This window comes from Bradyrhizobium sp. 18BD (assembly GCF_054185225.1).
In genome coordinates, this window is the sequence record NZ_JAVAYL010000019.1 from 70,310 (window position 1) to 94,667 (window position 24,358).

At 64.7% G+C, this 24,358-nt stretch carries 20 protein-coding genes; 8 read left to right on the forward strand and 12 right to left on the reverse strand.

The window, feature by feature from the left end; translation table 11 throughout:
* Nucleotides 1–469: 469 nt before the first annotated feature.
* The 4 genes from mnmG to RAD16_RS29745 all read left to right on the forward strand — a co-directional run bounded on the left by mnmG (nt 470) and on the right by RAD16_RS29745 (nt 5,055).
* Complete coding sequence (mnmG, locus tag RAD16_RS29730; RefSeq protein WP_458161387.1) at nt 470–2,350, forward strand: tRNA uridine-5-carboxymethylaminomethyl(34) synthesis enzyme MnmG; 1,881 nt, start codon at nt 470–472, stop codon at nt 2,348–2,350.
* A 111-nt stretch (nt 2,351–2,461) separates the two neighbouring features.
* Nucleotides 2,462–3,133, forward strand: a complete 672-nt coding sequence (gene rsmG / locus RAD16_RS29735; RefSeq protein WP_458161487.1) for a 16S rRNA (guanine(527)-N(7))-methyltransferase RsmG — start codon at nt 2,462–2,464, stop codon at nt 3,131–3,133.
* 30 nt (nt 3,134–3,163) lie between these two features.
* The gene (locus tag RAD16_RS29740) at nt 3,164–4,018 is read left to right on the forward strand and encodes a ParA family protein (protein ID WP_458161388.1); all 855 of its coding nucleotides are present in this window, start codon (nt 3,164–3,166) and stop codon (nt 4,016–4,018) included.
* Nucleotides 4,019–4,167: 149 nt separating this feature from the next.
* Nucleotides 4,168–5,055, forward strand: coding sequence for a ParB/RepB/Spo0J family partition protein (locus tag RAD16_RS29745; RefSeq protein ID WP_458161389.1), 888 nt, complete (start codon nt 4,168–4,170; stop codon nt 5,053–5,055).
* 202 nt (nt 5,056–5,257) lie between these two features.
* On the opposite strand, the gene holA is transcribed toward RAD16_RS29745, so the two are convergent.
* The 3 genes from holA to leuS form a co-directional block, all read right to left on the reverse strand.
* Nucleotides 5,258–6,286 carry a DNA polymerase III subunit delta gene (gene holA / locus RAD16_RS29750; protein WP_458161390.1) on the reverse strand — a complete coding sequence of 343 codons (1,029 nt, stop codon included), beginning with the start codon at nt 6,284–6,286 and terminating at the stop codon, nt 5,258–5,260.
* Between the two features lie 107 nt (nt 6,287–6,393).
* Entirely contained in the window at nt 6,394–6,945 is a 552-nt protein-coding gene (locus tag RAD16_RS29755) for an LPS assembly lipoprotein LptE (protein ID WP_458161391.1), read from the reverse strand.
* Nucleotides 6,932–9,568 carry a leucine--tRNA ligase gene (leuS, locus tag RAD16_RS29760; protein WP_458161392.1) on the reverse strand — a complete coding sequence of 879 codons (2,637 nt, stop codon included), beginning with the start codon at nt 9,566–9,568 and terminating at the stop codon, nt 6,932–6,934. Before leuS ends, RAD16_RS29755 begins: the two co-directional genes overlap by 14 nt.
* A gap of 195 nt (nt 9,569–9,763) precedes the next feature.
* Here leuS and RAD16_RS29765 point away from each other — a divergent pair, with 195 nt between their 5' ends.
* Nucleotides 9,764–10,807, forward strand: coding sequence for a GGDEF domain-containing protein (locus tag RAD16_RS29765; protein WP_458161393.1), 1,044 nt, complete (start codon nt 9,764–9,766; stop codon nt 10,805–10,807).
* A 96-nt stretch (nt 10,808–10,903) separates the two neighbouring features.
* On the opposite strand, the gene RAD16_RS29770 is transcribed toward RAD16_RS29765, so the two are convergent.
* Nucleotides 10,904–12,607, reverse strand: a complete 1,704-nt coding sequence (locus RAD16_RS29770) for a diguanylate cyclase domain-containing protein (RefSeq protein WP_458161394.1) — start codon at nt 12,605–12,607, stop codon at nt 10,904–10,906.
* 107 nt (nt 12,608–12,714) lie between these two features.
* Between RAD16_RS29770 and RAD16_RS29775 the strand changes: the two genes are divergently transcribed.
* Complete coding sequence (locus tag RAD16_RS29775) at nt 12,715–13,404, forward strand: YggS family pyridoxal phosphate-dependent enzyme (protein ID WP_458161395.1); 690 nt, start codon at nt 12,715–12,717, stop codon at nt 13,402–13,404.
* A gap of 142 nt (nt 13,405–13,546) precedes the next feature.
* On the opposite strand, the gene RAD16_RS29780 is transcribed toward RAD16_RS29775, so the two are convergent.
* A complete protein-coding gene (locus RAD16_RS29780) occupies nt 13,547–14,332 on the reverse strand; it encodes a 2-keto-4-pentenoate hydratase (protein ID WP_458161396.1) in 786 nt (261 codons plus the stop codon).
* A gap of 6 nt (nt 14,333–14,338) precedes the next feature.
* Nucleotides 14,339–14,908, reverse strand: a complete 570-nt coding sequence (locus RAD16_RS29785) for a L,D-transpeptidase family protein (RefSeq protein WP_458161397.1) — start codon at nt 14,906–14,908, stop codon at nt 14,339–14,341.
* 203 nt (nt 14,909–15,111) lie between these two features.
* Here RAD16_RS29785 and RAD16_RS29790 point away from each other — a divergent pair, with 203 nt between their 5' ends.
* Together RAD16_RS29790 and RAD16_RS29795 are read left to right on the forward strand one after the other, a co-directional pair.
* The gene (locus tag RAD16_RS29790) at nt 15,112–15,798 is read left to right on the forward strand and encodes a response regulator transcription factor (protein ID WP_008142830.1); all 687 of its coding nucleotides are present in this window, start codon (nt 15,112–15,114) and stop codon (nt 15,796–15,798) included.
* A 60-nt stretch (nt 15,799–15,858) separates the two neighbouring features.
* Entirely contained in the window at nt 15,859–16,302 is a 444-nt protein-coding gene (locus RAD16_RS29795) for a cyclic nucleotide-binding domain-containing protein (protein WP_458161398.1), read from the forward strand.
* A 105-nt stretch (nt 16,303–16,407) separates the two neighbouring features.
* On the opposite strand, the gene xth is transcribed toward RAD16_RS29795, so the two are convergent.
* From xth to RAD16_RS29825, 6 genes are all read right to left on the reverse strand, one after another.
* Nucleotides 16,408–17,223: an exodeoxyribonuclease III gene (gene xth, locus RAD16_RS29800; protein ID WP_458161399.1), complete on the reverse strand. Its 816-nt coding sequence runs from the start codon at nt 17,221–17,223 to the stop codon at nt 16,408–16,410.
* Nucleotides 17,224–17,386: 163 nt separating this feature from the next.
* Entirely contained in the window at nt 17,387–18,142 is a 756-nt protein-coding gene (locus tag RAD16_RS29805; RefSeq protein WP_458161400.1) for an outer membrane lipoprotein carrier protein LolA, read from the reverse strand.
* Between the two features lie 152 nt (nt 18,143–18,294).
* On the reverse strand, nt 18,295–20,781 hold the full coding sequence (locus RAD16_RS29810; protein WP_458161401.1) for a DNA translocase FtsK: 2,487 nt from the start codon (nt 20,779–20,781) through the stop codon (nt 18,295–18,297).
* Between the two features lie 9 nt (nt 20,782–20,790).
* Complete coding sequence (locus RAD16_RS29815) at nt 20,791–22,005, reverse strand: aminotransferase class I/II-fold pyridoxal phosphate-dependent enzyme (protein WP_458161402.1); 1,215 nt, start codon at nt 22,003–22,005, stop codon at nt 20,791–20,793.
* A gap of 276 nt (nt 22,006–22,281) precedes the next feature.
* A complete protein-coding gene (locus RAD16_RS29820; RefSeq protein ID WP_458161403.1) occupies nt 22,282–22,686 on the reverse strand; it encodes a GFA family protein in 405 nt (134 codons plus the stop codon).
* Nucleotides 22,687–22,908: 222 nt separating this feature from the next.
* Nucleotides 22,909–24,357 carry an ammonium transporter gene (locus tag RAD16_RS29825; RefSeq protein ID WP_458161404.1) on the reverse strand — a complete coding sequence of 483 codons (1,449 nt, stop codon included), beginning with the start codon at nt 24,355–24,357 and terminating at the stop codon, nt 22,909–22,911.
* Between the last annotated feature and the right edge of the window lies 1 nt (nt 24,358).

The window sequence follows — 24,358 nt, forward strand, 5'->3', positions numbered from 1 at the left end:
GGTTCCATGCTGTTTCACGTGAAACGCTGGTGGGGTGCTCGGGCTGAGACCGATGGCGCGGGGGGGGAACGGGAGACCTGGCTCTCCGCGAGTGCGATAGTCGCTTTCAGGGTAACGCACCGGCCTCGTTATTGCGAGGAGCCCTTGCGACGAAGCAATCCAGACCGCCTCCGCGGAGGGATTCTGGATTGCTTCGCTACGCTCGCAATGACAAGCGTGGCATGGACTGTCGCTCCTCGATCGGTCGATTACTCCAAGAAGGCAATCGGAGCTGCGGACTTGCTTTGGTATCGGCCCATTTCGTTTCGCGTGAAACAGCAATCCCTTCAACACCCCGCTTACTGTGCATGGGGTTGTTTTCACGAAAAAGGCTTTGCCGCTCTCCCGAGCCTGTCGCGCGTCTCACGTAAAACACCCTCTCACCCAGTTTATACTTCCGGCTTTCATACCTATGAGCTAGAAGTCCGGCATGCGAACAGAGCGAGAGAGTTTCGACGTCATCGTCATTGGCGGCGGCCACGCCGGCTGTGAGGCCGCGGCTGCGTCTGCCCGGATGGGCGCGGCAACCGCTCTGGTGACGCACCGCTTCTCCACGGTCGGCGCGATGTCCTGCAATCCCGCGATCGGTGGCCTCGGCAAGGGCCATCTGGTCCGCGAGGTCGACGCTCTCGATGGTCTGATGGGCCGGGTCGGCGATGCCGGCGGCATCCAGTTTCGCGTCCTCAACCGCCGGAAGGGTCCGGCTGTGCGTGGCCCCAGGGCTCAAGCTGACCGGAAGCTCTATGCGGCCGCCATGCAGGCCGCGATCCAGGCGACCGAAGGCCTCTCCATCATCGAAAGCGAGGCCGACGAGCTGATCGTGATCGACGGACGGGTCACCGGACTGCGCCTGGCTGATGGCCGGGAGCTTCGGGCAGGGGCTGTGGTCGTCACTACCGGCACCTTCCTGCGTGGTCTGATCCATCTCGGTGAGAAGAACTGGCCTGCCGGCCGGGTCGGCGAGGCACCTGCGATGGGTCTTTCTGCCTCCTTCGAACGCGCTGGCTTCACCCTCGGACGGCTCAAGACCGGGACTCCACCGCGCCTGGATGGCTCCACGATCGACTGGTCTGCGGTCGAGATGCAGCCCGGAGACGAGCCGCCGGAGCCGTTCTCGATGATGACCGAGCGGATCACGACGCCGCAGATCCAGTGCGGGATCACCCGGACCACGTCCGCCACCCATGAGGTGATCCGGGCCAATGTCCATCGCTCCCCGATGTACTCCGGCCAGATCAAGAGCTCCGGTCCCCGCTATTGCCCCTCGATCGAGGACAAGATCGTCCGCTTCGGGGACCGCGACGGCCATCAGATTTTCCTGGAGCCGGAAGGGCTCGACGACACGACCGTCTATCCCAACGGCATCTCGACCTCGCTGCCTGAGGAGGTCCAGCTCGCCATCCTCGCCAGCATTCCCGGTCTCGAGCAGGTGAAGATGGTCCGTCCAGGCTACGCCATCGAATACGACCACATCGATCCCCGCGAACTCGATCCGACCCTGCAGACCAAGCGTCTGCGCGGTCTGTTCCTGGCCGGGCAGATCAACGGCACCACCGGATACGAAGAGGCCGCCGGGCAGGGCATCGTGGCCGGCCTCAATGCGGCCCTCTCCGCCAGTGGGGCGACGCTCACCGTGTTCGACCGCGCGGACGGCTATCTCGGGGTGATGATCGACGATCTCGTGACCCGCGGGATCAGCGAGCCCTATCGGATGTTCACCTCCAGGGCCGAGTACCGGCTAACGCTGCGGGCCGACAATGCCGATCAGCGTCTGACCGAGAAGGGGATCGCACTCGGATGCGTCCTCGGCACCCGGACCCAGCATCACCGGACCAAGATGGATGCCCTGAACGCGGCCCGGACGCTCTCGAAGTCCCTGAGCATCACCCCAAACGAGGCGATCAAGCACGGGCTGTCCCTCAACCGGGACGGCCAGCGCCGGTCGGCCTTCGAGCTGATGGCTTATCCGGATATCGGTTGGAGCGAGGTCCGCGCGATCTGGCCGGAGCTGTCCTCGATCGATCCCGTCATCGCTACCCATCTCGAGATCGATGCCAAATACGACGTCTATCTGGAGCGCCAGAGCGCCGATGTCGAAGCCTTCCGGCGCGACGAGGGGATGGTGTTGTCGGAGGTCGACTACAGCCTCGTCCCCGGTCTCTCCAACGAGGTCCGGGTCAAGCTGGAGAAGGCGCGGCCGTTCACGGTCGGCCAGGCGGGTCGGATCGATGGGATGACGCCGGCGGCGCTCGGCATCCTCGCGGCCTATCTTCGCCGCGAGGCACGGAAGACTTCCAAGGCAATCGCATAGGCGTTTCACGTGAAACAGCGCGGATCGGGCGGGGACAGATCGCTATCCCGACGACCCGGAACAGGTGAGGGTGCCGGTCATCGACCGGACCCGGCGCCGGCCAGACCGAAGATCGACAAGGCCAGCGCCAACGATCAGGCGCTCGACTCCATCATCGCCGCCGACAAACGCGCGGCCTTGAAGCTCGCTCCCGTTTCACATGAAACAGAAGCCAGGCTCGATCGCTTCATCGCGCTCCTCCGGGAGTGGCAGGCCAAGACCAATCTGGTCGCGCCCTCGACCCTGCCAAACCTCTGGACCCGGCACATCGCCGACTCGCTTCAGCTCGTCGATCTCGCGCCGTCCGCAAAACGCTGGGCCGACCTCGGCAGCGGCGGCGGCTTTCCCGGCGTCGTGCTTGCCTGCGCCATGGCTGGCACGCCGGACGCCAAGGTTCATCTAGTCGAGCGAATCGCCAAGAAGGCCGCGTTTTTGCGCGAAGCGATCCGCGTCACGACGTCTCCGGGAGTCGTACATCTCGCTGAGATCGGGGATAATGTGGATAGAATCACCGGCCCCGTCGATTGCGTCACCGCCCGTGCGCTGGCTCCGCTACATCAACTCATCGGCTTTGCGGAGCCGCTGATGCGCCAGGGCGCAAAGGCGCTGTTTCTCAAGGGTCAAGATGTAGAGGCTGAATTGACCGAAGCCGCTAAATATTGGAATATTCAGCCGCAGCTCCACCAAAGCCGGACGGGCGACGGGTGGATCGTCGAGCTGACTTCAGTTGAATGGCGCGGGTGAGACGTTCAGGGGTTGAGTGGGGAAATTTCGATGACCGAGATTGATGAGCCGCAGCAAGAGCAGACCGCAGAGGTCCCGCATGGCCACCCGCGCATCCTGGCGCTGGCGAATCAGAAAGGCGGCGTGGGAAAAACAACCACAGCGATCAACCTCGGCACCGCACTCGCGGCGATCGGCGAGCGCGTCCTGATCGTCGATCTCGATCCGCAGGGCAACGCCTCGACCGGTCTCGGCATCGATCGCCGCAACCGCTCCTGCTCGACCTATGACGTGCTGATCGGCGAAGCCCCGCTGCGCGAAGCCGTGGTCTCGACCGCCGTGCCGCGCTTGCACATCGCGCCCTCGACCATGGACCTCTCCGGCCTCGAGCTCGAGCTCGGCACCACGCCCGGCCGCGCCTTCAAGCTGCGCGATGCGATCGGCGCGCTCAACAACAACGTCTCGCCGGAGGCCGACTACACCTATGTGCTGATCGACTGCCCGCCCTCGCTCAACCTGCTCACGGTGAACGCGATGGCGGCGTCGGACGCGATCCTGGTGCCGCTGCAGTGCGAGTTCTTCGCGCTCGAAGGTCTGTCGCAATTGCTGCAGACGGTGGAGCAGGTCCGCTCGACGCTGAACCCGAACCTGTCGATCCACGGCATCGTGCTGACCATGTTCGACTCGCGCAACAACCTCTCGAACCAGGTCGTCGCCGACGTTCGCCAGTTCATGGGCGAGAAGGTCTACAAGACCATGATCCCGCGCAACGTGCGCATTTCGGAAGCGCCGTCCTACGGCAAGCCGGTGCTGGTCTACGATCTCAAATGCGTTGGCAGCGAAGCGTATTTGCGGCTCGCCACCGAGGTGATCCAGCGCGAGCGCGAGCTGCGCGTCACGCATTGAAGCGACGTTGATTCGTAGGATGGGTAGAGCGCAGCGAAACCCATCATCACACGCACGAACAGCGATGGGTTTCGCTTCGCTCTACCCATCCTACAAGTTTCGAGAATTCAGTTCTGGAGTGCTGCACCGTGAATCCAAGGGAGCTGGCGATGGCCGACGAAGCGCGTTCGCGACTGGGCCGGGGTCTTGCAAGTCTGATCGGTGATGTCGGCGGCGAGGCCCAGCATGTCGATCGTCCGCGCGCGCAGCGCAAGGTGCCGATCGAATTCATCAAGCCGAACCCGCGCAATCCGCGCCGCACGTTCTCGGACACCGAGCTCCGGGAGCTCAGCGATTCCATCAAGCAGCACGGCGTGATCCAGCCGATCGTGGTGCGTCCGGTGAAGGGCGCGCAGGATCGCTACGAGATCATCGCCGGCGAACGGCGCTGGCGCGCTTCGCAGATCGCCGGCCTGCATGAAGTGCCGATCGTGCCGGTGGACATCAGCGACAGCGATGCGCTGGAATTCGCGATCGTCGAGAACGTGCAGCGCGAAGACCTCAACCCGATGGAAGAGGCGCTCGGCTATCACGCGCTCGCCAACGAGTTCAAACGCAGCCAGGACGACATCGCAAAAGTCGTCGGCAAGAGCCGCAGCCACATCGCCAACATGATGCGGCTGACCAAGCTGCCGGCCGAGGTGCAGGCCCTGATCACGAGCGGCGACCTGACCGCCGGCCACGCCCGCGCGCTGATTGGCGTGCCCGATCCGGTTGCGTCCGCCAAGCGGATCGTCGAGGAAGGCCTCAACGTCCGCCAGGCCGAAGCGCTCGCGCATGAAGAGGGCGTGCCGGAACGCAAGCCGCAGAAGGCGCGCGCCACTGGCGGCAAGGAAAAGGACCCTGATACGATCGATCTGGAAAAGCGCGTCAGCGACGCCCTCGGCCTCAAGGTGACCGTCAATCACCGCGACCCCGGCGGCTCGGTCCAGATCAACTACCGCAATCTCGACCAGCTCGACGAGGTGATGAAGCGGCTGGCCAAGGGCGCGCTTTAGGCGCTCCAACTATCACCGTCACCCTGAGGTGCCGACGCGTAGCGGCGGCCTCGAAGGGCGACAGCCCGGCTGCATCGGGGCCGTTCATCCTTCGAGGCTCCCCATGGGACGCGTTGCGTCCCATGCCTCGCACCTCAGGATGACGGATTGGGCTATGCTGGATTGCTTCGCTTCGCTCGCAATGACGTGGAGAGAGTGGAGCCTATCCCCGCCGCTTCGCATTCGCGGCGATCGCCATCAGCGTGCGCTGGGCGATGGCGGCGGCGAGCGTGGCCTGCTTGCGGGTGTCGAGCGCGGCGGTGGCGAGCTGCTCGATCACGGCGGCGAGCTTCGCCACGCTGAAATTGCGCAGCGCCGTCTCCACCGCGGGCTTCCTCGAAAAATGCAGGCGCGGATATCCGCCGTCGAGCACGGCGGAGGCCGGCGTGCCGTCGGCGATGGCGAGCGCGGATTTGTGCAGCCACGCGGCCTGGCGCTGCGCCGCGGAGATGATCACGCCGGGATAGGTGCCGGCGATCATGGCTTTTGCGAACTCGGTCTCGACGATGTCGGGCCGGCCGGCGAAGGCGCCGTCGACAATCGGATCGAGCTTCAGCTCGGACGCGTCCGCGACCACCGACATCACGTCGTCCAGCGTGATCTCGCCTTTGCCATGGGCATAGAGCGTCAGCTTGCGCAACTCGTTGCGCGAGGCCTGGCGGTCGCCGCCGAGGAACGACATCAGTGCCGCGCGGGCATCCTGCGCGATCCGCAAGTTGGCGATGCGGAGTTCGTCTTCCATCAGTTTGGCGAGATCGCGTTCGGTGTCGGGATAGCAGCCGATGGCGACCGCCGTCTTGGCCTTCTCGCAGGCCTTGCGCAGCGGCGATTCCGGGCGCAGCTCGCCGGCCTCGATCACGATGCGGCAATCCTTCACGTTCATCTCGGCCAGCGTGTCGACGCCGCTGGCAAAGCTGCGCGAGCCGGCCCGGATGCGGATGGCACGGCGGCCGCCGAACAGCGGCACCGTCATGGCTTCGTCGACGAGGCGCGACGGCTCGGCGGAGAGCTCGTCGCCGTCGAGCTTGACCAGCGCGAACGGATCATTGGGATCGTCGACGGCGGAGGCGATCAGCGCATCCGCGCGCTCGCGCACGAGGCCGGCGTCGGGACCGTAGAGCAGAATGATCGGACGGCCCGCATCGGGGCGGGCGAGGAAGGCGTCGATCTCTTTTCCGCGCAGCGCGACCATCGGCCCTAACAGTCATTCCGGGCGCGCGAGGCGCGAACCCGGACTCCAGAGATTGGGAATCGAGATTCCGGGCTCTCGTTTCGCGAGCCCCGGAATGATGGGATGACTTACGTGCCCGCGGTGAAGAACGAAGCGAGCCGAGTCGTGATGTTCTCGGCGATCTCGTTGGCGGCACGATCCTCCGCATCGCGCAGGGCGCGGTTGCGGGCGAAGCGCTGGTAAGAGCCGGGCATGTCATAGGACACGCGCGAGAAGGTGGTGCCGGTCATCACCGACTTGCCGCTCACGACCTCGATCAGATTGTACTGGCAGTCGATGCCGTAGTTTTCGCTGTTCGGCAGACCGGTAGCGGGGTCGAGGATCAGCGACGACTTGCTGGAGTTGAAACGGATCTCCAGACGGTGAGTCGGCGGCATGCCCGTGGCGCTGCCGTAGAGCTTGAAGGCGAGGGCGTTACGGACCTCGACCCCGACGCGGGCTTCGCGGGAGGCATTCGGCTTGTTGATCGGCGGAAGGTCGACCCCCATCAGCTTCTCGCGCAGGCCGGGGGTGCCGTCGGTATGCTCGGCATACATCGGCTGGAAGCAGCCAGCCGTCAGCGCCGCCAGAGCGGCGACCGCCAGCAAGCGGGCTGCGATGCGGATCCTAGCCGACAACATTCACGATCCTCTTGGGGACGATGATCACCTTGCGGACGGGCTTGCCGTCCAGGGCCAGCTTTACCGCATCAAGGGCCAAAACGGCAGCCTCGATTTCCGGATTCTGGGCCGCTGTTGCAACTGTGACCTCACCCCGTTTTTTGCCGTTGACCTGGACCACCAGGGTCACGCTGTCTTCAACCAGCAAATCGCGTTCGATTTGGGGCCAATTGGCCTCCGAAACCAGCCCGGCGTGACCCAGCACCTGCCAGCACTCCTCGGCCAGGTGCGGCATCATCGGGGAGAACAGCTGGACCAGGATCTGGCTGGCCTCCCGGATCGCCCAAGCCAAATCTGGAGCGAGGTCGGCCGCCGGCTGGCCGGGGCGCTGGAGCACCTCCGAGAACGTATTCGTGAACTCGCGGATATGGGCGAGGCAGACGTTGAAGTGCAGCCGCTCGACGCCGGTCGTGACCTTGTCGAGCGCGCCGTGGGCGGCCTTGCGCAGGAGGAGCGCGTCGTCGCTGAACGAGGACGGCCGGGCCGCGGGGGCGGCCTTGCCGAGTTCCACCGCATCGTTCACCAGCCGCCACAGCCGCTGCACGAAGCGCGAGGCGCCCTGGACGCGCTCGTCGCTCCAGATCACGTCGCGGTCGGGCGGGGAGTCCGACAGCATGAACCAGCGGGCGACGTCGGCGCCGTAGGTCGCGATGATGTCGTCGGGGTCGACCGTGTTCTTCTTCGACTTCGACATCTTCTCGATCGGACCGATCTGGATGTCTTCGCCGGTGCTGAGCAGCGTCGCGCGGCGACCGTTGCCGCCGACCTCGATCTTCACCTCGGCCGGCTGCACCCAGCTGCCGTCGGCCTTCTGGTAGGTCTCGTGCACTACCATGCCCTGCGTGAACATGCCGGCGAACGGCTCGTCCAGCGTGACGTGCCCGGTCGCCTTCATCGCGCGGGTGAAGAAGCGGCTGTAGAGCAGATGCAGGATCGCGTGCTCGACGCCGCCGATATACTGGTCGACCGGCAGCATCCGGTTGACGACCGCGGGCGTCGTCGGCGCGTTTTCGTTCCAGGGATCGGTGAAACGCGCGAAGTACCAGGACGAGTCCACGAAAGTGTCCATGGTGTCGGTTTCGCGCTGGGCCTTGCCGCCGCATTTCGGACAGGTGACGTGCTTCCACGTCGGATGATGATCCAGCGCGTTGCCCGGCTTGTCGAAGCTCACATCCTCCGGCAGCACCACCGGCAGGTCGGCATCCGGCACCGGCACCACGTCGCACTTCGGACAGTGGATGACGGGAATCGGGCAGCCCCAATAGCGTTGGCGCGAAATGCCCCAGTCGCGCAGGCGGAAGTTCACCTGCCGCTCGCCGACCGGCGCGTTGCCGCGCAGCTCGTTTTCCAGACGTTTGGCAACTTCGTCCTTGGCCTGGTCGATCGTCATGCCGTCGAGGAAGCGCGAATTGATCATGCGGCCGTCACCGTCATAGGCGGTGTCGGTGATCACGAACGTCTTCGGGTCCTGGCCCTCGGGGCAGACCACCGGCGTGTTGCCGAGATTGTACTTGTTGACGAAGTCGAGGTCGCGCTGGTCATGCGCGGGGCAGCCGAAGATCGCGCCGGTGCCGTATTCCATCAGCACGAAGTTGGCGACATAGACCGGCAGCTTCCAGCTCGGATCGAACGGATGCACCGCGCGGATGCCGGTGTCGAAACCCTGCTTCTCCGCGGTGTCGATGATCGACTGCGCGGTGCCGATCTTCTTGATGTCGGAGATGAACTCCGCAAGTTTCGGGTTCTTCGCGGCGGCTGCCTGCGCCAGCGGATGATCCGCCGAGATCGCCATGAACTTCGCGCCGAACAGCGTGTCCGGGCGTGTCGTGAAAATCTTAAGCTCGCTTTCGCCGGCGGGCGTCGTTGCCGCATCCAGCGCGAAGCGGACCAACAGGCCCTCGGAGCGGCCGATCCAGTTGCGCTGCATCAGCCGCACCTTGTCGGGCCAGCGGTCGAGCCCGTCCAGCGCCGACAGCAGCTCCTGCGAGTACTTCGTGATCTTGAAGACCCACTGGCTCATTTCCCGTTGTTCGACAACGGCGCCGGAGCGCCAGCCGCGGCCGTCGATCACCTGCTCGTTGGCGAGCACGGTCATGTCGACCGGATCCCAGTTGAGCTTGCGCTTCTCGCGCTCGGCGAGGCCGGCGGCGAGCATGTCCAAAAACATCTTCTGCTGATGCTTGTAGTAGCTGGGGTCGCAGGTCGCGAATTCGCGGCTCCAGTCCAGCGACAGCCCGATCGAGCGGAGCTGCTTCTTCATCGCGGCGATATTGTCGTAGGTCCAGGCCTTCGGGGCGACCTTGCGCTCGATGGCGGCGTTCTCGGCCGGCAGGCCGAACGCGTCCCAGCCCATCGGGTGCAGCACGTTGAACCCCTTGGCGCGCATGAAGCGGGCCAGCACGTCACCGAGCGTATAATTGCGGACATGGCCGATATGGATGCGCCCGGACGGGTAGGGGAACATCTCCAGCACATAGTATTTCGGCCGCGAATCGTCGTTCTTCGAGACGAAGATCGCCTGCTGGTCCCAGGTAGCCTGCCAGCGCGGTTCGGCGTCGCGGGCGTTATAGCGTTCGGAGGTCATGGAATCGTTGGGTTTTCGTTGGATTCGGCCGTCTAAAGACGGCGGACTAGGCCATAGAAGTCCTCGGGGGGTCAATGGGTTGCCGCCGCCAGGAGCGCTCCGCAATGCTGCTCCGCAAAAGTACGGACGAGGGTATTGGGATCGGATTAAGGGGTCGGTGCGAATTTGGCGGCAAACAGCACCCCGCGCCAGGCGATGGATTCAGACGTCGACGATCCCGATTACGACTATGCCGCGTCCATCGCCGGACGGGCGATGCGGAGCATGGCCGAACAGCGGATTCCGCCGACGCCGACCAATTTCGCGGTCTGGTTCCAGTATTTCGCCGGCAGCCATGACGATCTGCGCAACGCCGTCGATCTCCTGATCGACCACAACCGTCCCTTCGACACCCGCACCAGCCTGGATCTGTTCGAGACCTACGTCGCCCCCCAGGTGAGCGCCGTCGTCGTCACGTCCGAACGGCTGCATGCCCTGATAGGGACGGCGAAGGAGTTTCTGGCGACCGCGATCGCCGACAACCACTCGCAGATCAAAGCGATCAGCGAGGTCGCCGACCAAGGCAAGGCCGGCGTCGATCCGAAGGCGCTGGTGGCGCAGCTGATGAACGAGCTGGCGCGCGCCGCCACGCGGGCGACACGGCTCGAGGCCGGCTTTGCCGAAAAGACCCGCGAGCTCGACGTGATCCGCGACTCGCTCTCGAGGTCCGAGGAGCGGGCCCGGACCGACACGCTGACGGGGCTTGCAAACCGGCGGGCGCTCGACGAGTTCCTGCGCAAGGCGCAGACGACGGCCGACTGGGGCGAGGCGCTCAGCGTGCTCCTGCTCGACATCGATCACTTCAAGACCTTCAACGACAGTTTTGGCCATGGCGTCGGCGACCAGGTGCTGCGCCTGATGGCCAACGTGCTGCGCGAAAAGGTCCGCACGCAGGATCTGCCGGCCCGCTATGGCGGCGAGGAGCTGATCGCGGTGCTGCCGGACGCCGATCTCGCCACCTGTACCGAGATCGCCGAGCGCATCAGGCGCGCGATCGCCGAATGCATCATCACGCGGCGCTCGACCGGCGAGACCTTGCCTGGCATCAGCGTGTCGATCGGCGTGGCGCAGTACCGGGCGGGTGAAGCTGTCACCGACCTCATCGAGCGTTGCGACCGCGCGCTCTATCTCGCCAAGGGCGGCGGACGCAATCGCGTGGTGACGGAGATCGAGCTCGATCGCGCCGGAGCCGCGGGCTAAAGCATGATCCGGAAACGTGCGCAGCGGTTTTCCGAAAAGATCATGCTCAAACACAACCTAAAGCGCGATGACGATTCATCCTAATCTCATCGCGCTTTAGGCACTGGCCGCCAGCATCATGGCGGCCGCGCCGTTCTCGATCGCCTGCACGCCGTGCTCGACGACGTTGTTGCGGCCGCGGTGTTTTGCGGCGTAGAGCGCGGCGTCGGCGGCTTCGATGAGATCGCCGGGGCGCAGCGTCTCGTTGGGTTTCGTCGCGGCAACGCCGATCGAGACCGTGACGATCATGTGGGCCGAGGTGATGTGCGGCAGGCAGAGCTTCAGCACCGCCGCGCGCACCAGCTCGCCGATCTCGACGGCGCGGTTCACATCGGTGTTCGGCAGCAACAGGCAGAATTCCTCGCCGCCATAGCGCGCCGCAAAGCCCATCGTGTCGGCGGCAATGCCGGAGAGCGACTCGCCGAGCCTGGTCAGGCAGGAATCGCCTTCGAGATGGCCGTAGGTGTCGTTGAACAGCTTGAAGTGATCGACGTCGATCATCAGCAGCGCGAGCTCGCTGTCATATTGCTGCGCGCGCATCCATTCGAAATCGAGCCGGCTCTGGAAGCCGCGGCGGTTGGCGAGGCCCGACAGCATGTCGATCGAGGCCATCACGGTCAGGCGGTCGTTGCTGGCGATCAGCTCGCGTTCGCGCTGGCTGAGCTGTGCGGCCATCGCGTTGAACGCGCGGGCCAGCGGCACGAATTCGGCCGGCAGGCGATTGCGCGCGGCGCGCGCCGAGAGGTCGCCCTCGCCAAGACGCTTGGCCATGTCGGCCAGCATCTCGATCGGCTTGATCACGAGCTTCTCGGCGGCGATCAGCGCGCCGAGCAGCACGAACAGCACGACGAAGGCGAGCTGGAGATAGGCGGTGCGGATGTCGCGGCTCACCGCCGCGGACACCTTGTCCTCGTCGATGCTGGCGATCAGGCGGGCATTGGTGCCGGCGATGCGGATGTAGCTGACTGCGCGGCGGGAGCCGTCGGCGGCGAGGAAAGACAGCGATCCCTCGTCCTGGTCCGAACGCAGCGCCTTGTCGGCGATCGCCGACATCAGCGGCATGTTGTCGAGCGGACGGCCGATCGCGCTGTGCTGATCGGCCGGCGCGGCCAGCACGGTGCCGGTGCTGTCGACCAGCACGGCGGTGATGCCGGCGCGGCCGCCGAGATTGTTCATGACCTTCGACATCCAGTCGAGGTTGACGGTGGCGAGCACGACGGCATCGGCGACGCCACTGAACGCGGACACCGGATAGACCGCCATCACGGTCGGCGACGGCACCGGGCGCGACAGGATGAAATCGCTCAGCACGAAACGGCCGGTTTCCTGTGCCTGCTGGAAGTACGGCCGGTCGCTGAGATCGAGGCCGACATACATGTTGTTGGTGGCGCACTGGATGCGTCCGTCCTGGCCGGCGATCAACAGCGTGCGGATCCAGGGAAGGTTCGACGGCAGGCTCGCGCGCAGCACGTCGCAGCTCTTGGTGATGCCGCCGGCGGACGCGCGAATGAAGGCCTCGGATTTCAGGATGGTCTCGACCGACGAGATCACCTCGCGCTGCGCATCGGCGCTATGCCGTGCAATAGTGGTGAATTCAGCAGCGGCCTGCGCGATCTGCTTGGCGCGCGTGTCCTCGAGCGAGCGGATACGCTCGAACATCAAGGGCGTCACCAGAATCACCGCGAGCAACGCAAGCCGCGCCCGGATTCCGAGAACCTGCTTGAGTTTCACTCGTTTGCGGTTGAAACTGACGTTTGCCATCTTCGCTACCCACCCCGCGGGCAAGGTAAAGCGAAGGGTTCAAAAACTCTTTCTTGAACTCGGTAAAATTGGACTTACCTCGGTTACGATCGTAAGCAATCGTCGTCATGACAGATGAAAACGCAGCGCCGGTAACCGGCCATCCACCAAACGCGCTCGCCGCGGTCGAGGCCGAAATTGCACGCGCCTGCAAGGAAGCGCGCCGGGATCGCGCCTCCGTCACGCTGATCGCGGTGTCCAAAACGTTCGACGCCGATGCAATTACCCCGGTCATTGCCGCCGGACAGCGCGTATTCGGCGAGAATCGCGTGCAGGAGGCCAAAGCCAAGTGGCCGGCGTTAACGTTGGTCTACCCTGGTATCGCGCTGCATCTGATCGGGCCGTTGCAGTCCAACAAGGCCAAGGAGGCGGTTGCGCTGTTCGATGCCATCCATTCGGTCGACCGCCCGAGCATTTGCCAGGCGTTAGCCAAGGAAATCGAATCCCAGAAAAAGCACCCGCAGCTCTTCGTCCAGATCAACACCGGCGAGGAGCCGCAGAAGGCCGGCGTCGCGCCCGGCGAGGCTGATGCCTTTCTCGCGAGCTGCCGCGACACCTATGGGCTGACGATTTCCGGCCTGATGTGCATCCCGCCGGTGGACGAGCCGCCGGCAGCCCATTTCGCGCTGACCGCCAAGATCGCCGCACGCAATGGCTTGAAGAACCTGTCGATGGGCATGAGCGCGGATTTCGCGACGGCCATCATGCTCGGCGCCACCCATGTGCGTGTCGGGAGCGCGATCTTCGGGCACCGGTAGCGGCCGTTAGCGAAGGCTAGGCCGCGCAATAGCTTTCGATTTCGTCATTGCGAGCGCAGCGAAGCAATCCAGAGTGTCTCCGCGGTGGTAGTCTGGATTGCTTCGTCGCAAGGGCTCCTCGCAATGACGGCGGAGTGTGAGGTTATACGAACCCCACCGAAGCCTTCCCCAGCACGCCAAAGTCCACCGCAAAATGATCGCCGGCCTGGATCGGCAGCGGCGGATGGCATGTGCCTGTCGTCGCCACCTCCCCTGCCCGCAAGGTGATGCCGAGCCCGCGCAGCTCGTTGGCGAGCCAGGCGAGCGCAACGCGGGGATCGCCGAGCACGTTCTTGCCGTGACCGGTGTAGTGCTGACCGCGCAGCGTGATCTGCGGCCGCTCCTCGACCAGATCCATCGCGCGCCAGTTTGCATTGGTTGCTGCGCCCAGCACGAACAGATGCGCGCAGGCATTGTCGGCGATGAGCTGCGCTTCGCCGGCGCTGGCGAAATCGCCAAAGCGCGAGTCAGGAATCTCGATCGCGGGATGCAAGCTCTCGACGGCGGCGAGCACCTCGTCGACGCTGTATGGCGCCGCGCGCGGCGGCAGATCGCGTCCCATGCGGAACGCGAATTCGGGCTCGCCGACGCGCATCTCATTGCCCTTCATCGACGCGGTGCCGCCATCGGCGATCACGGTGTCGCTCATGATGCGCCCCGCGAGCGGTCCCGCGACATTGATATGCTTTTGTCCGGCCTCGCTGGTTGCCGCGATCTTCCAGCCGAAAAGTTTTCCGAGCGATTGCGCTTCGAGGACCGCCTGGATCGCGTAACCGTCAGCGCGGCTCTGCGGCCGCAACTTTGGCTCAAGCGCATCGAGCTTGGTGCCGTCGCGCCAATGCTTGACCAGGACGTTGGACGCGGTGGCGATCTGATCCTTGTCGAGCATGTGTCCTCACCCGATGATGATTCTTGTTCTTGGTCCCAGCCGGCGCAGCAATTGCAGCATCGCCGCCCTGGTCATTGAGACGCAGCCGGCGGTCGGGCCGAAATTATCGCGCGCCAGATGCAGGAACACGGCGCTGCCGCGGCCGGCGATCCGCGGCCTGGTGTTGTGGTCGATTTCGATGATGAAGTCATAGAGATGGTCGGCCCGCTTCAGCCGGTCACCGCCCTGCTCCCGCCCAAGCCTGACAGCCTGATTGTAGTGACGGTCTTTGGGGTCCTCGCACCAGGCGTCGGTGTCGCCGATGGGCCTTGCCGGTAAAAAGGTCTGCGGCCGGCTGTGCCGGTCGCCCCGCCACCACAATTGCTGGGGGTGGAAGCTGCCCCTGGGGGTGCCGCCATCGCCCTCGCGCTTGTTCGCCAGGATGCCGCCGCGCCCCAGCGCTACCGGAATCGTCAGCGCGCCGGCGGTCAGCCAGCCCCGGCGCGGATTCCCGGCGGCAGGCTTAACGCGGATCGCGGACAGTGGTCCGGAGCTCCGATTTCGGGTATAAGCGGCTGACACAGCTTTGTTTTTCATGTGAATGGGCGATGTCGAATTCATTACAGGACATTCATCAAAACGCCCTGCTATTTTGAGTTAGAGTGGTTCTGGCTTGTGAATCGGTAACAGCCCACTACTTCAACACGAATAAGAATAATAAGCGCGCCCCCTAAACTTCCCCTCGCGGCTTGGTGCAGCATGGTTGCGCGCCTCGTCGGACTCCAAAAGGATGACCCCCTATGGCCAATGCCCGCAAGATCCTGATCGTGGATGACGATACCGATCTGCGCGACACGTTGGTGGAGCAATTATCGCTGCACGAAGAATTTGAAGCCTCCGCCGTCGATACCGGCGCCAAGGGCGCAAGCGCCGCAAAGGCCAATTCCCCCGATCTCGTCCTGATGGATGTCGGGCTTCCCGACACCGACGGCCGCGAAGTGGTCCGCTCCCTGCGCAAGGGCGGCTTCAAGGCCCCGATCATCATGCTCACCGGGCATGACACCGATTCCGACACGATTTTGGGCCTGGAATCCGGCGCCAACGACTACGTCGCAAAGCCCTTCCGTTTCGCGGTATTGCTGGCCCGCATCCGCGCCCAGCTCCGCCAGCACGAGGCCAGCGAGGACGCGGTGTTCTCGGTCGGCCCCTACTCCTTCCGTCCCGGCTCGAAGATGCTGACCGCGGCCAATGCGCGCAAGGTCCGCCTCACCGAGAAGGAAACGGCGATCCTCCGCTTCCTCTACCGCGCCGGCCAGATGCCGGTGTCGCGTGAGACCCTGCTCCAGGAGGTCTGGGGCTATAATTCCGGCGTGACCACCCACACGCTGGAAACCCACATCTACCGCCTGCGCCAGAAGATCGAGAAGGACGCCGCCAACCCGGAAATCCTGGTGACGGAAGCCGGTGGCTACAAACTGGTGCCGTGATACGTTCCAGAAGCGCGCGATTCGTCGTAAATTCGCGCGTTCCTTGAGCTCCGGACCGGAATGTCAATCGACGACGACGTAGCGCTACTCGAGCGTGTCCCGACATTGCGCCTGTTGGGAGACGCTTCGTTGCGCATGCTGGCGATCGGTTCCGAGCAGCGTAATTTCGTCCGCGGCGATGTCCTGTTCAATCTCGGTGACGAGGCCGATGCCGGCTACGTGGTCCAGCGCGGCGCCTTCCGCGTCGATGACGGCGCCGGTGCCGAGATGATCGCAGGTCCCGGCGCGTTGATCGGCGAGCTCGCGCTGGTGGTGCCGATGAAGCGGCCGTCGAGCGCGACTGCGCTGGAGCACTCCTCCGTCATCCGCGTCGCGCGCAGCCTGTTCCAGCGCGTGCTCGAAAGCGATCCCGCCGCCGCGGTCCGTCTTCGTGATGAATTCGCGGTGCGCTCGAGCCAGATCGCCAGCGATATCCTGATGGCGGGCGCGAAGCTGACGTCTTGAGAGGCCGTTGCTTCGCAGCCCGGATGGAGCGAAGCGCAATCCGGGGTCTGTGCCTCCGGAAAGATTGCCCCGGATTTCGCTGCGCTCCATCCGGGCTACGGCATCTCAAACCTCCAGCGTCACCGTCACGGGCACATGGTCCGACGGACGCTCCCAGCTCCGCGCATCGCGCAGAATCTTGAAATCGTTGACCGCGTCCTTCAGCGCGCGCGACACCCAGATATGGTCGAGCCGGCGGCCGCGATCGCCGACGGTCCAGTCGGCGGAGCGATAGCTCCACCACGTATAGACCTTCTCCGACATCGGGATGCGGTCGCGCGCGACGTCGATCCATTCGCCGGCCTCGAGCGCGGCTTTCAGCTTCTCGGTTTCAACAGGCGTATGCGAGACCACCTTGAGAAGCTGCTTGTGCGACCACACGTCGTTCTCGTGCGGCGCGACGTTGAGGTCGCCGACCAGGATGTGACGATCTTCACCGCGCGGATGCAGCGGCTCGCACGCCTTCATCTCGTCGAGGAAGCGGAGCTTGTGATCGAACTTTTCGTTCAGCGCGGGATCGGGAATGTCACCGCCGGCGGGCACGTAGAAGTTATGCAACACCAGCGGCTTTGCGATGTTGGCCTTCTCGCCGAACGACACCGAAATGTGGCGTGAATCCAACTTGTCGCAGAAGGTGCGGATGTCGGTGGACTCGAACGGAATCTTCGAGACGATGGCGACGCCGTGATAGCCCTTCTGCCCGTTCAGCGCGACATGCTCATAGCCGAGCCGCTTGAAGCGCTTCAGCGGAAAGGCATCGTCGATGCACTTGGTTTCCTGCAGGCACAGCACGTCCGGCCGCGCGCTCTTGAGAAACTTCGCGACCAGGTCGATGCGCAGCCGCACCGAATTGATGTTCCAGGTTGTCAGGGAAAAACGCATGGGGAATGCGTCTTAGCATGGATTGGCGTGAGCGAAATGCTTGTCCACAGGCGCGGAATCGTAGGGTGGGCAAAGCGAAGCGTGCCCACGTGCCCATCGCGAGGAGGAGAGATGGTGGGCACGGCGCAAGAGCGCCTTTGCCCACCCTACGGCGGTTGACCGTTCAACCCGGCGACGGACCGTAATTGGTGAAATCGATCTTGAACATGCCGGGGTCGAGCTTCTTGGTCGAGTCCAGATTGTAGACTGCGATCGTGGTGTCGTAGCCCTGCGGATCGGTGACGGTCCACTGCTTGAGCTGGCCGTCCTTGGCGCCGAACATCAGCAAGAGACGGCTGGTGCCGACCAGCGCCTGCTTCTCCTCGATCGTGACGCTGACGAAGACGTCGTCGGCCGAGACGTTGACGACATTGGTGTCCTTCATGAGGTCGATGCGGTCGGACAACAGGAAGCGCAGCGGGGTCTGCGACAGCGGATAGACGTCCTGCGTCGCGAGCTTGCGGTCGCGCACCACCAGCGAGGATCCGTCTGCGACGATGTCGATCGGGCTCGGCGCGTCATATTCGAAGCGCACCTTGCCGGGCTTCTGGATGTAGAAATCGCCCTGCGTCTTGCTGCCGTCCGGACCGACCTGGACGAAATTCCCGACCAGCGTCTGCAGCGAGGACAGATAGGCGCTGACCTTGGCGGCCTGCGCCTTCTGGTTGGCGTCGAAGGTCTGGAAGATGCTGCTCGGAACGTTGCGGCGCGGGTCCGGGATCACCGGATTCGGCGGCACCTGCGTCGCGCCGGTGACGGCGGGCCCGCCGGCGGAGGCTCCGCCGTCACGGCCCTTCGGTGCGGGCTTGGGCACGGGCACGGTCTGCGCGAACGAGGACGCGGTCACCATCGCGGCGGTGACGAGAAGCACGCCGGCCACGCGCGCGCTTCGCGCAGCAATGGTGGCAGCGAATCGAATGTCCGGATGTCTGATCAACGCGTCGTCCTGTGTGGCTGGGCGCCCTTTTACCGTGATTTCGGGCAAAAGCAGATATCGATTTTGCGTGAAATTATGTGTCGAGGCTCCTCGCCTCACATATGGCTGTCTTCTTCTTCGACCAGAATCTCGCGCTTTCCGGCGTGGTTGGCGGGCCCGACGATACCTTCCAGTTCCATGCGCTCCATCAGCGAGGCGGCGCGGTTGTAGCCGATCTGCAAGCGGCGCTGGATGTAGCTGGTCGAGGCCTTGCGGTCGCGTTTGACGATCGCAACGGCCTGTTGGAAGAGGTCGCCGCCGCCATCTCCGCCCATGCCGGTCGCGTCGAACACCGCGCCGTCCTCGTCCTCGGTCGGCTCCTCGGCCGTGACCGCCTCGAGATATTCCGGCTGGCCTTGGGTCTTGAGGTGACGCACCACCTTCTCGACTTCCTCGTCCGACGCAAAGGGTCCGTGCACGCGGCTGATGCGGCCGCCGCCTGCCATGTAGAGCATGTCGCCCTGGCCGAGCAGCTGCTCGGCGCCCATCTCGCCGAGGATGGTGCGGCTGTCGATCTTGGAGGTGACCTGGAAGGCGATGCGGGTCGGGAAGTTCGCCTTGATCGTGCCGGTGATCACGTCCACCGACGGACGCTGCGTCGCGAGGATCACGTGCAGGCCGGCGGCGCGCGCCATCTGCGCGAGACGCTGCACCGCGCCTTCGATGTCCTTGCCGGCGACCATCATCAGGTCGGCCATTTCATCGACGATGATGACGATGTAGGGCAGCGGATCGAGCGAGAGTTTCTCTTCCTCGTAGATCGCCTTGCCGGTCTCCTTGTCGAAGCCGGTATGCACGGTGCGCGTCGGCTCCTCGCCCTTGGCTTTCAACTCGCCGAGGCGCGTGTTGTAGCCGTCGATGTTGCGCACACCGAGCTTGGCCATGTTCTTGTAGCGCTCTTCCATCTCGCGCACGGCCCATTTCAGCGCGACCACCGCCTTCTTCGGGTCGGTCACGACGGGCGTGAGCAGATGGGGAATGCCGTCATAGACGGAGAGTTCGAGCATCTTCGGATCGACCATGATCAGGCGGCACTGGTCCGGGCGCAGCCGGTAGACCAGGCTGAGGATCATGGTGTTGATGGCGACCGACTTGCCCGAGCCGGTGGTACCGGCGATCAGCATGTGCGGCGTACGCGCGAGGTCGATGATGACGGGGTCGCCGCCGATGGTCTTGCCGAGACAGAGCGGCAGCTTTGCGACGGTGTCGGTTGCTTCCTTCGCAACCAGCAGCTCGCGCAGATAAACCTTTTCGCGATGCGCGTTTGGCAATTCGATGCCGATGGCGTTGCGGCCGGGCACGACGGCGACGCGCGCCGACAGCGCGCTCATCGAGCGGGCGATGTCGTCGGCAAGTCCGATCACGCGCGAGGACTTGATGCCGGGCGCCGGCTCCAGCTCGTACAGCGTGACGACGGGACCCGGATTGGCCTTCACGATCTCGCCGCGGACGCCGAAGTCCTGCAGCACGCCTTCGAGCGAGCGCGAATTGGTTTCCAGCTCGGCCTTGCTGAGCGGCTGGCGATCGCCGGCCTTCGGCGCGGCCAACATGGAGACGGACGGAAGATCGAACTTGTCGGAGCCCTTTTTGGAAGCGGACTTCGGCGCCGCCTTTTTCTTCGGGGCGCGCGCGGCGGGCTCCTCTTCTTCCTCTTCCTCCTCCTCGCCTTCCTCTTCTTCCTCGCGCTCGTCCTCGTAGTCTTCGTCTTGGGCCTGTGGCGAGATCGAGGGCGCAGCGCGGCCGCCGCCGAGATTGGGCTCCTGGCGGCTGAAGGCGACGGCCTTGGTCTTCGGTCCGCTCGACACCAGCGAGCGGTAGGCGGCACCACACAGCCAGATCAGCCGCGCCTTGGTGCTCATCAGCGCGTGGAACAGCCAGCCGAGCGACACCGAACCACGATCGCTCTCTTCGTCCTCGTCGAGCGGCTTGTCGTCGTCCTCGATCTCGGCAAGCTCCTCGTCGTGCTCACGCGCGCCGAGACCGCAGGCGATCAGGAAGGTCGCGGCCATGCCTGCGAACAGGATCACGCCGAGTACGGTGCGATAGATCGTGCCTGGTGGTCCGAAGATCACCGCGGGCGCGCGCACTAGGGCATCGCCGACCACGCCGCCGAGACCGGTCGGCAGCGGCCAGGCGCCGCCATGCGGCCAGCAGCTGACGAAGCCTGCCGCAATCACGGTGCAGAGAATCCAGGAGCCGAGCCGCAGCGCTTCGCGATCGAACGGGCGATGCGTCATCATGCGCCAGCCCCAGACCGCGACGGTCAGGACCAGCATGATCGCGCCGAGCCCGAGGATCTGCATCGCCAAGTCGGCGCCGATCGCGCCGGCATAGCCGAGGATGTTGCGGATCGGCCGCGAGGTCGCGTGGCTGAGGCTGGGATCCTGCACCGACCAGGTCATCAGCGCCGCCGAGGCGACGCCCGACAGCGCGATCAGGCCGAGCCCGGTGAGCTCGCGCATCCGCCGTGCCAGACCCTCGCGGATCGAGGGCGGCAGATGGCCGACCAGTGGAATGACACGTTCGATTGCCGACATGCTCATGGGCCCCGCCTAACCCAGAGTTTCGACCAGCCGGTGCAGCGCCTGCGCCGTGGTCTCGCCATCCTGCACCAGCGCGAGGCGAATGTAGCCCGCGCCGGGATTGAAGCCGTCGGGCTGCTGCCGCGCCAGGAAGCTGCCGGGCACCACGCGCACGCCTGCTTCCTTGAAGAGCTTCAGGCACACCGACACGTCGTCGCCGATCTCGGACGTATTGAGCCAGACGCAGAAGCCGGCGTCGGGCCGGCGATAGGCGTAGCGATTGCCGATGATCTGGTCGGCGAGATCGAACTTGATCCGGTAGAGCCTGCGGTTCTCCTCGACATGTGCCTCGTCGCCATAGGCAAAGGTCGCGACATGCTGAAGCGGCACCGGCACCTGCGGCGCTGCGATGTTGCGCAGCTCCAGGAACATGCCGATGAACTTCTTGTCGCCGGCGGCGAAGCCGACGCGCAGGCCCGGAAGATTCGAGCGCTTCGACAACGACTGGAATGCAGCCACCCGCGTGAAATCGGGGCCGGCGCATTCGAGCGCGCTGCCCGGTGCCTCGCGGGTGTAGATCTCCGAATAGCACTCGTCGCTGAGGATCATGAAGCCGTAGCGATCGGCGAGCTGCTTCAATCGCCTGAAATAGTCGGGCTTGGCGACCGAGCCCTGCGGATTGGCGGGCGACGCCAGATAGAACGCCACGGTGCGCGCCAGCGTCGCCTCGTCGATGGCGTCGAGATCGGGCAGGAAGCCGTTTTCGACCGTGGTCGGCAGATAGACCGGCTCGCAGGCGGCTGCGAGGGCGCCGGCGCCATAGACCGGATAGAACGGGTTCGGCATCAGGATGGCGGGCTTGCCCGGCCGCGGGCCGATATAGCGCGCGGCTGCGATCGCGGCGAGGAACAGCCCCTCACGGCTGCCATTGAGGACGAGAATCTCGGCCTTGGGGTCGAGCGGTCGCGGCAGCCTGAAGCGCGACGACAGCCAGGCGCTTGCGGCCTGGCGGAACGGTTCGGTGCCCTGGTTCATCGGGTAACGGCCGAATTCGGCGATGTGCTTGGCCAGCACCGGGCCGACGAAGTCAGGCACGGGATGCTGCGGCTCGCCGACCGCGAGCGAAATCAAGGGCTTGCCGGGTTGATGCGGCACCAGCAACTCGTTCAGCCGGACGAAGGGCGAGCGTGCGTTGTTGGAGCTTCCACCGTCCAGCGGCGCACGGGTTGAAGCGGTCATGACCATTCTGGGCGCCAGTACTCTTGGAACAGCCGGTCGCACGAAAGCGCCGGCGGGAAGCGGTTCAGTTCACCATAGATAGGGCGAGGTTAAGACGCGATTAACCATCGGCTTTCCGCGCCATCAAGAGTCATTTCCGTGACCCAGATCAGAGGTCCTGACGGGTCGGTCGGCCGCCGTATCCGGTGATTATGTGCGGAAAAGCCAGCAACCCGCTCGCGCGGCGGCGTGATCGGCCGCGCGTTGGCCGTCGTTTGGTGATGCGCCGATCGCGGTCTCGGCCTAATGCCCCGGCAGCTTCTCGAACGTCGCCATGCCGGCCGGGATGGCGTGGAACTCCTGCTTGTCGCAGGTGTAGATCGCCATCTGCGGATGGAACTGTTTGGGCTCGTCCAGCGTGCCGACCTTCAGGATCGCGGCCGGCAGGCCCGGAACCTTGGTCACCAGATGGGTGCCGCATTCGGCGCAGAATTCGCGCGTCACCGCGCGCTCGAGATCCTTGCGCGTGAACTGCTTGGGTTGTCCGGTGATGTAGCTGAAGCCGCCCGCCGGCATCGCGATGAAGGTGTTGGGCGCGCCGCCCGAGATGTACTGGCACTCGCGGCAATGGCACTGGGCCTGCATCATCGGATCGCCTTCGGCCACGTAGCGCACTTCGCCGCAATAGCATCCGCCTTCCAAACGCATGACGACCTCCCGTTTTGTTGTTCGTTGTGGTCGTTATTTCTGCGCCGGCAATCTGGAATGGCAATCCTTTTCTTCCTTGCGCGTGGTCGAAAGGAATCTTGCCAAAAAGAAAGGGGCTCCAACTTGCGCTGGAGCCCCTCAACGGTCGGGGCATTGCCGGGTATGTGCCCAAACCGTAGTTGTGGACGCGGCCCCGAGGAGAACCGCGCCCCGGGAGGAGAGTTACATGTTGTAGGCGCGCTCGGTGTGCTCGGTGATGTCGAGGCCTTCACGCTCGCTCTCGACATTGGCGCGGAGGCCAACGATCACATCGACGACCTTGTAGAGGATCGCCGAACCGATGCCCGACCACACCAGCGTGGTGCAGACGCCCCAGATCTGGGAGGTCATCTGCGCCGCGAAGTCGTAATCGGCAACCTTCGGCGGGATCGCGGTGTAGTCGATGATGCCGGCGCCGCCGAGGGCGGGGTTGACGAGGATGCCGGTGCCGAGGGCGCCGACAATGCCGCCGACGCAGTGCACGCCGAACACATCGAGGCTGTCATCGTAGCCGAGCGCGTTCTTCACCACGGTGCAGAAGAACAGGCAGACCACGCCGACGATCAGGCCGAGGACGATCGCGCCCATGACACCGGAGAAGCCGGCGGCAGGCGTGACGGCCACGAGGCCCGCGACAGCGCCGGAGATGACGCCGAGCACCGACGGGTGACCCTTCACGATCCACTCCGCGAACATCCACGACAGCGCGGCGGCTGCGGTGGCGACGAAGGAGTTGGTCATGGCAAGGGCAGCGCCGCCGTTGGCTTCGAGGTTGGAGCCGGCGTTGAAACCGAACCAGCCGACCCAGAGCAGCGAGGCGCCGATCATCGACATGGTCAGCGAGTGCGGAGCCATCAGCTCCTTGCCGTAACCGACGCGCTTGCCGATCAGGAGAGCGCCGACGAGACCTGCAATGCCGGCGTTGATGTGCACCACGGTGCCGCCTGCGAAGTCGATCGCGCCCTTCTTGAAGATCCAGCCGGCGTCGGCGTTGATCTCGTCGAGCTTGGCCTGAGCCGCAGTCTTCGCCGCCGCATCACCCGCCGCAGCCAGAGCCTTGGCAGCGTCCTGGATCGCGTCCGGGCCGGGCCAGTACCAGACCATGTGCGCGATCGGGAAGTAGATCAGCGTGACCCAGAGCGGGATGAACAGGGCGATCGCCGAGAACTTCATGCGCTCGGCGAAGGCGCCGACGATGAGGGCCGGCGTGATCGCCGCGAAGGTCATCTGGAAGCACATATAGATGAGCTCCGAGATGTTGGCGTCGACCGAGAAGGTCGCGGCCTTCGAGTCGGTGGTGACGCCCATCATGAAGGCCTTCGAGAAGCCGCCGATGAAGTCGGAACCGCCGGTGAAGGCAAGGCTGTAGCCGTACACGGCCCAGATCACGGTGACGACGCAGACGGTGTAGAACACCTGCATCAGAACGGAGAGCATGTTCTTGGAACGGACGAGGCCGCCGTAGAACAGCGCGAGGCCGGGGATGGTCATCAACAGCACGAGCACTGTCGATGTCAGCATCCAGGCGTTGTCTCCCTTGTTGACCATTGGCTCGGCATAGGCTGCGGTCGCAGCGAACAGGCCGACTGCAAGAGCCGCCAATCCCGCGCCATAGGGACGCTTAAACGTCATT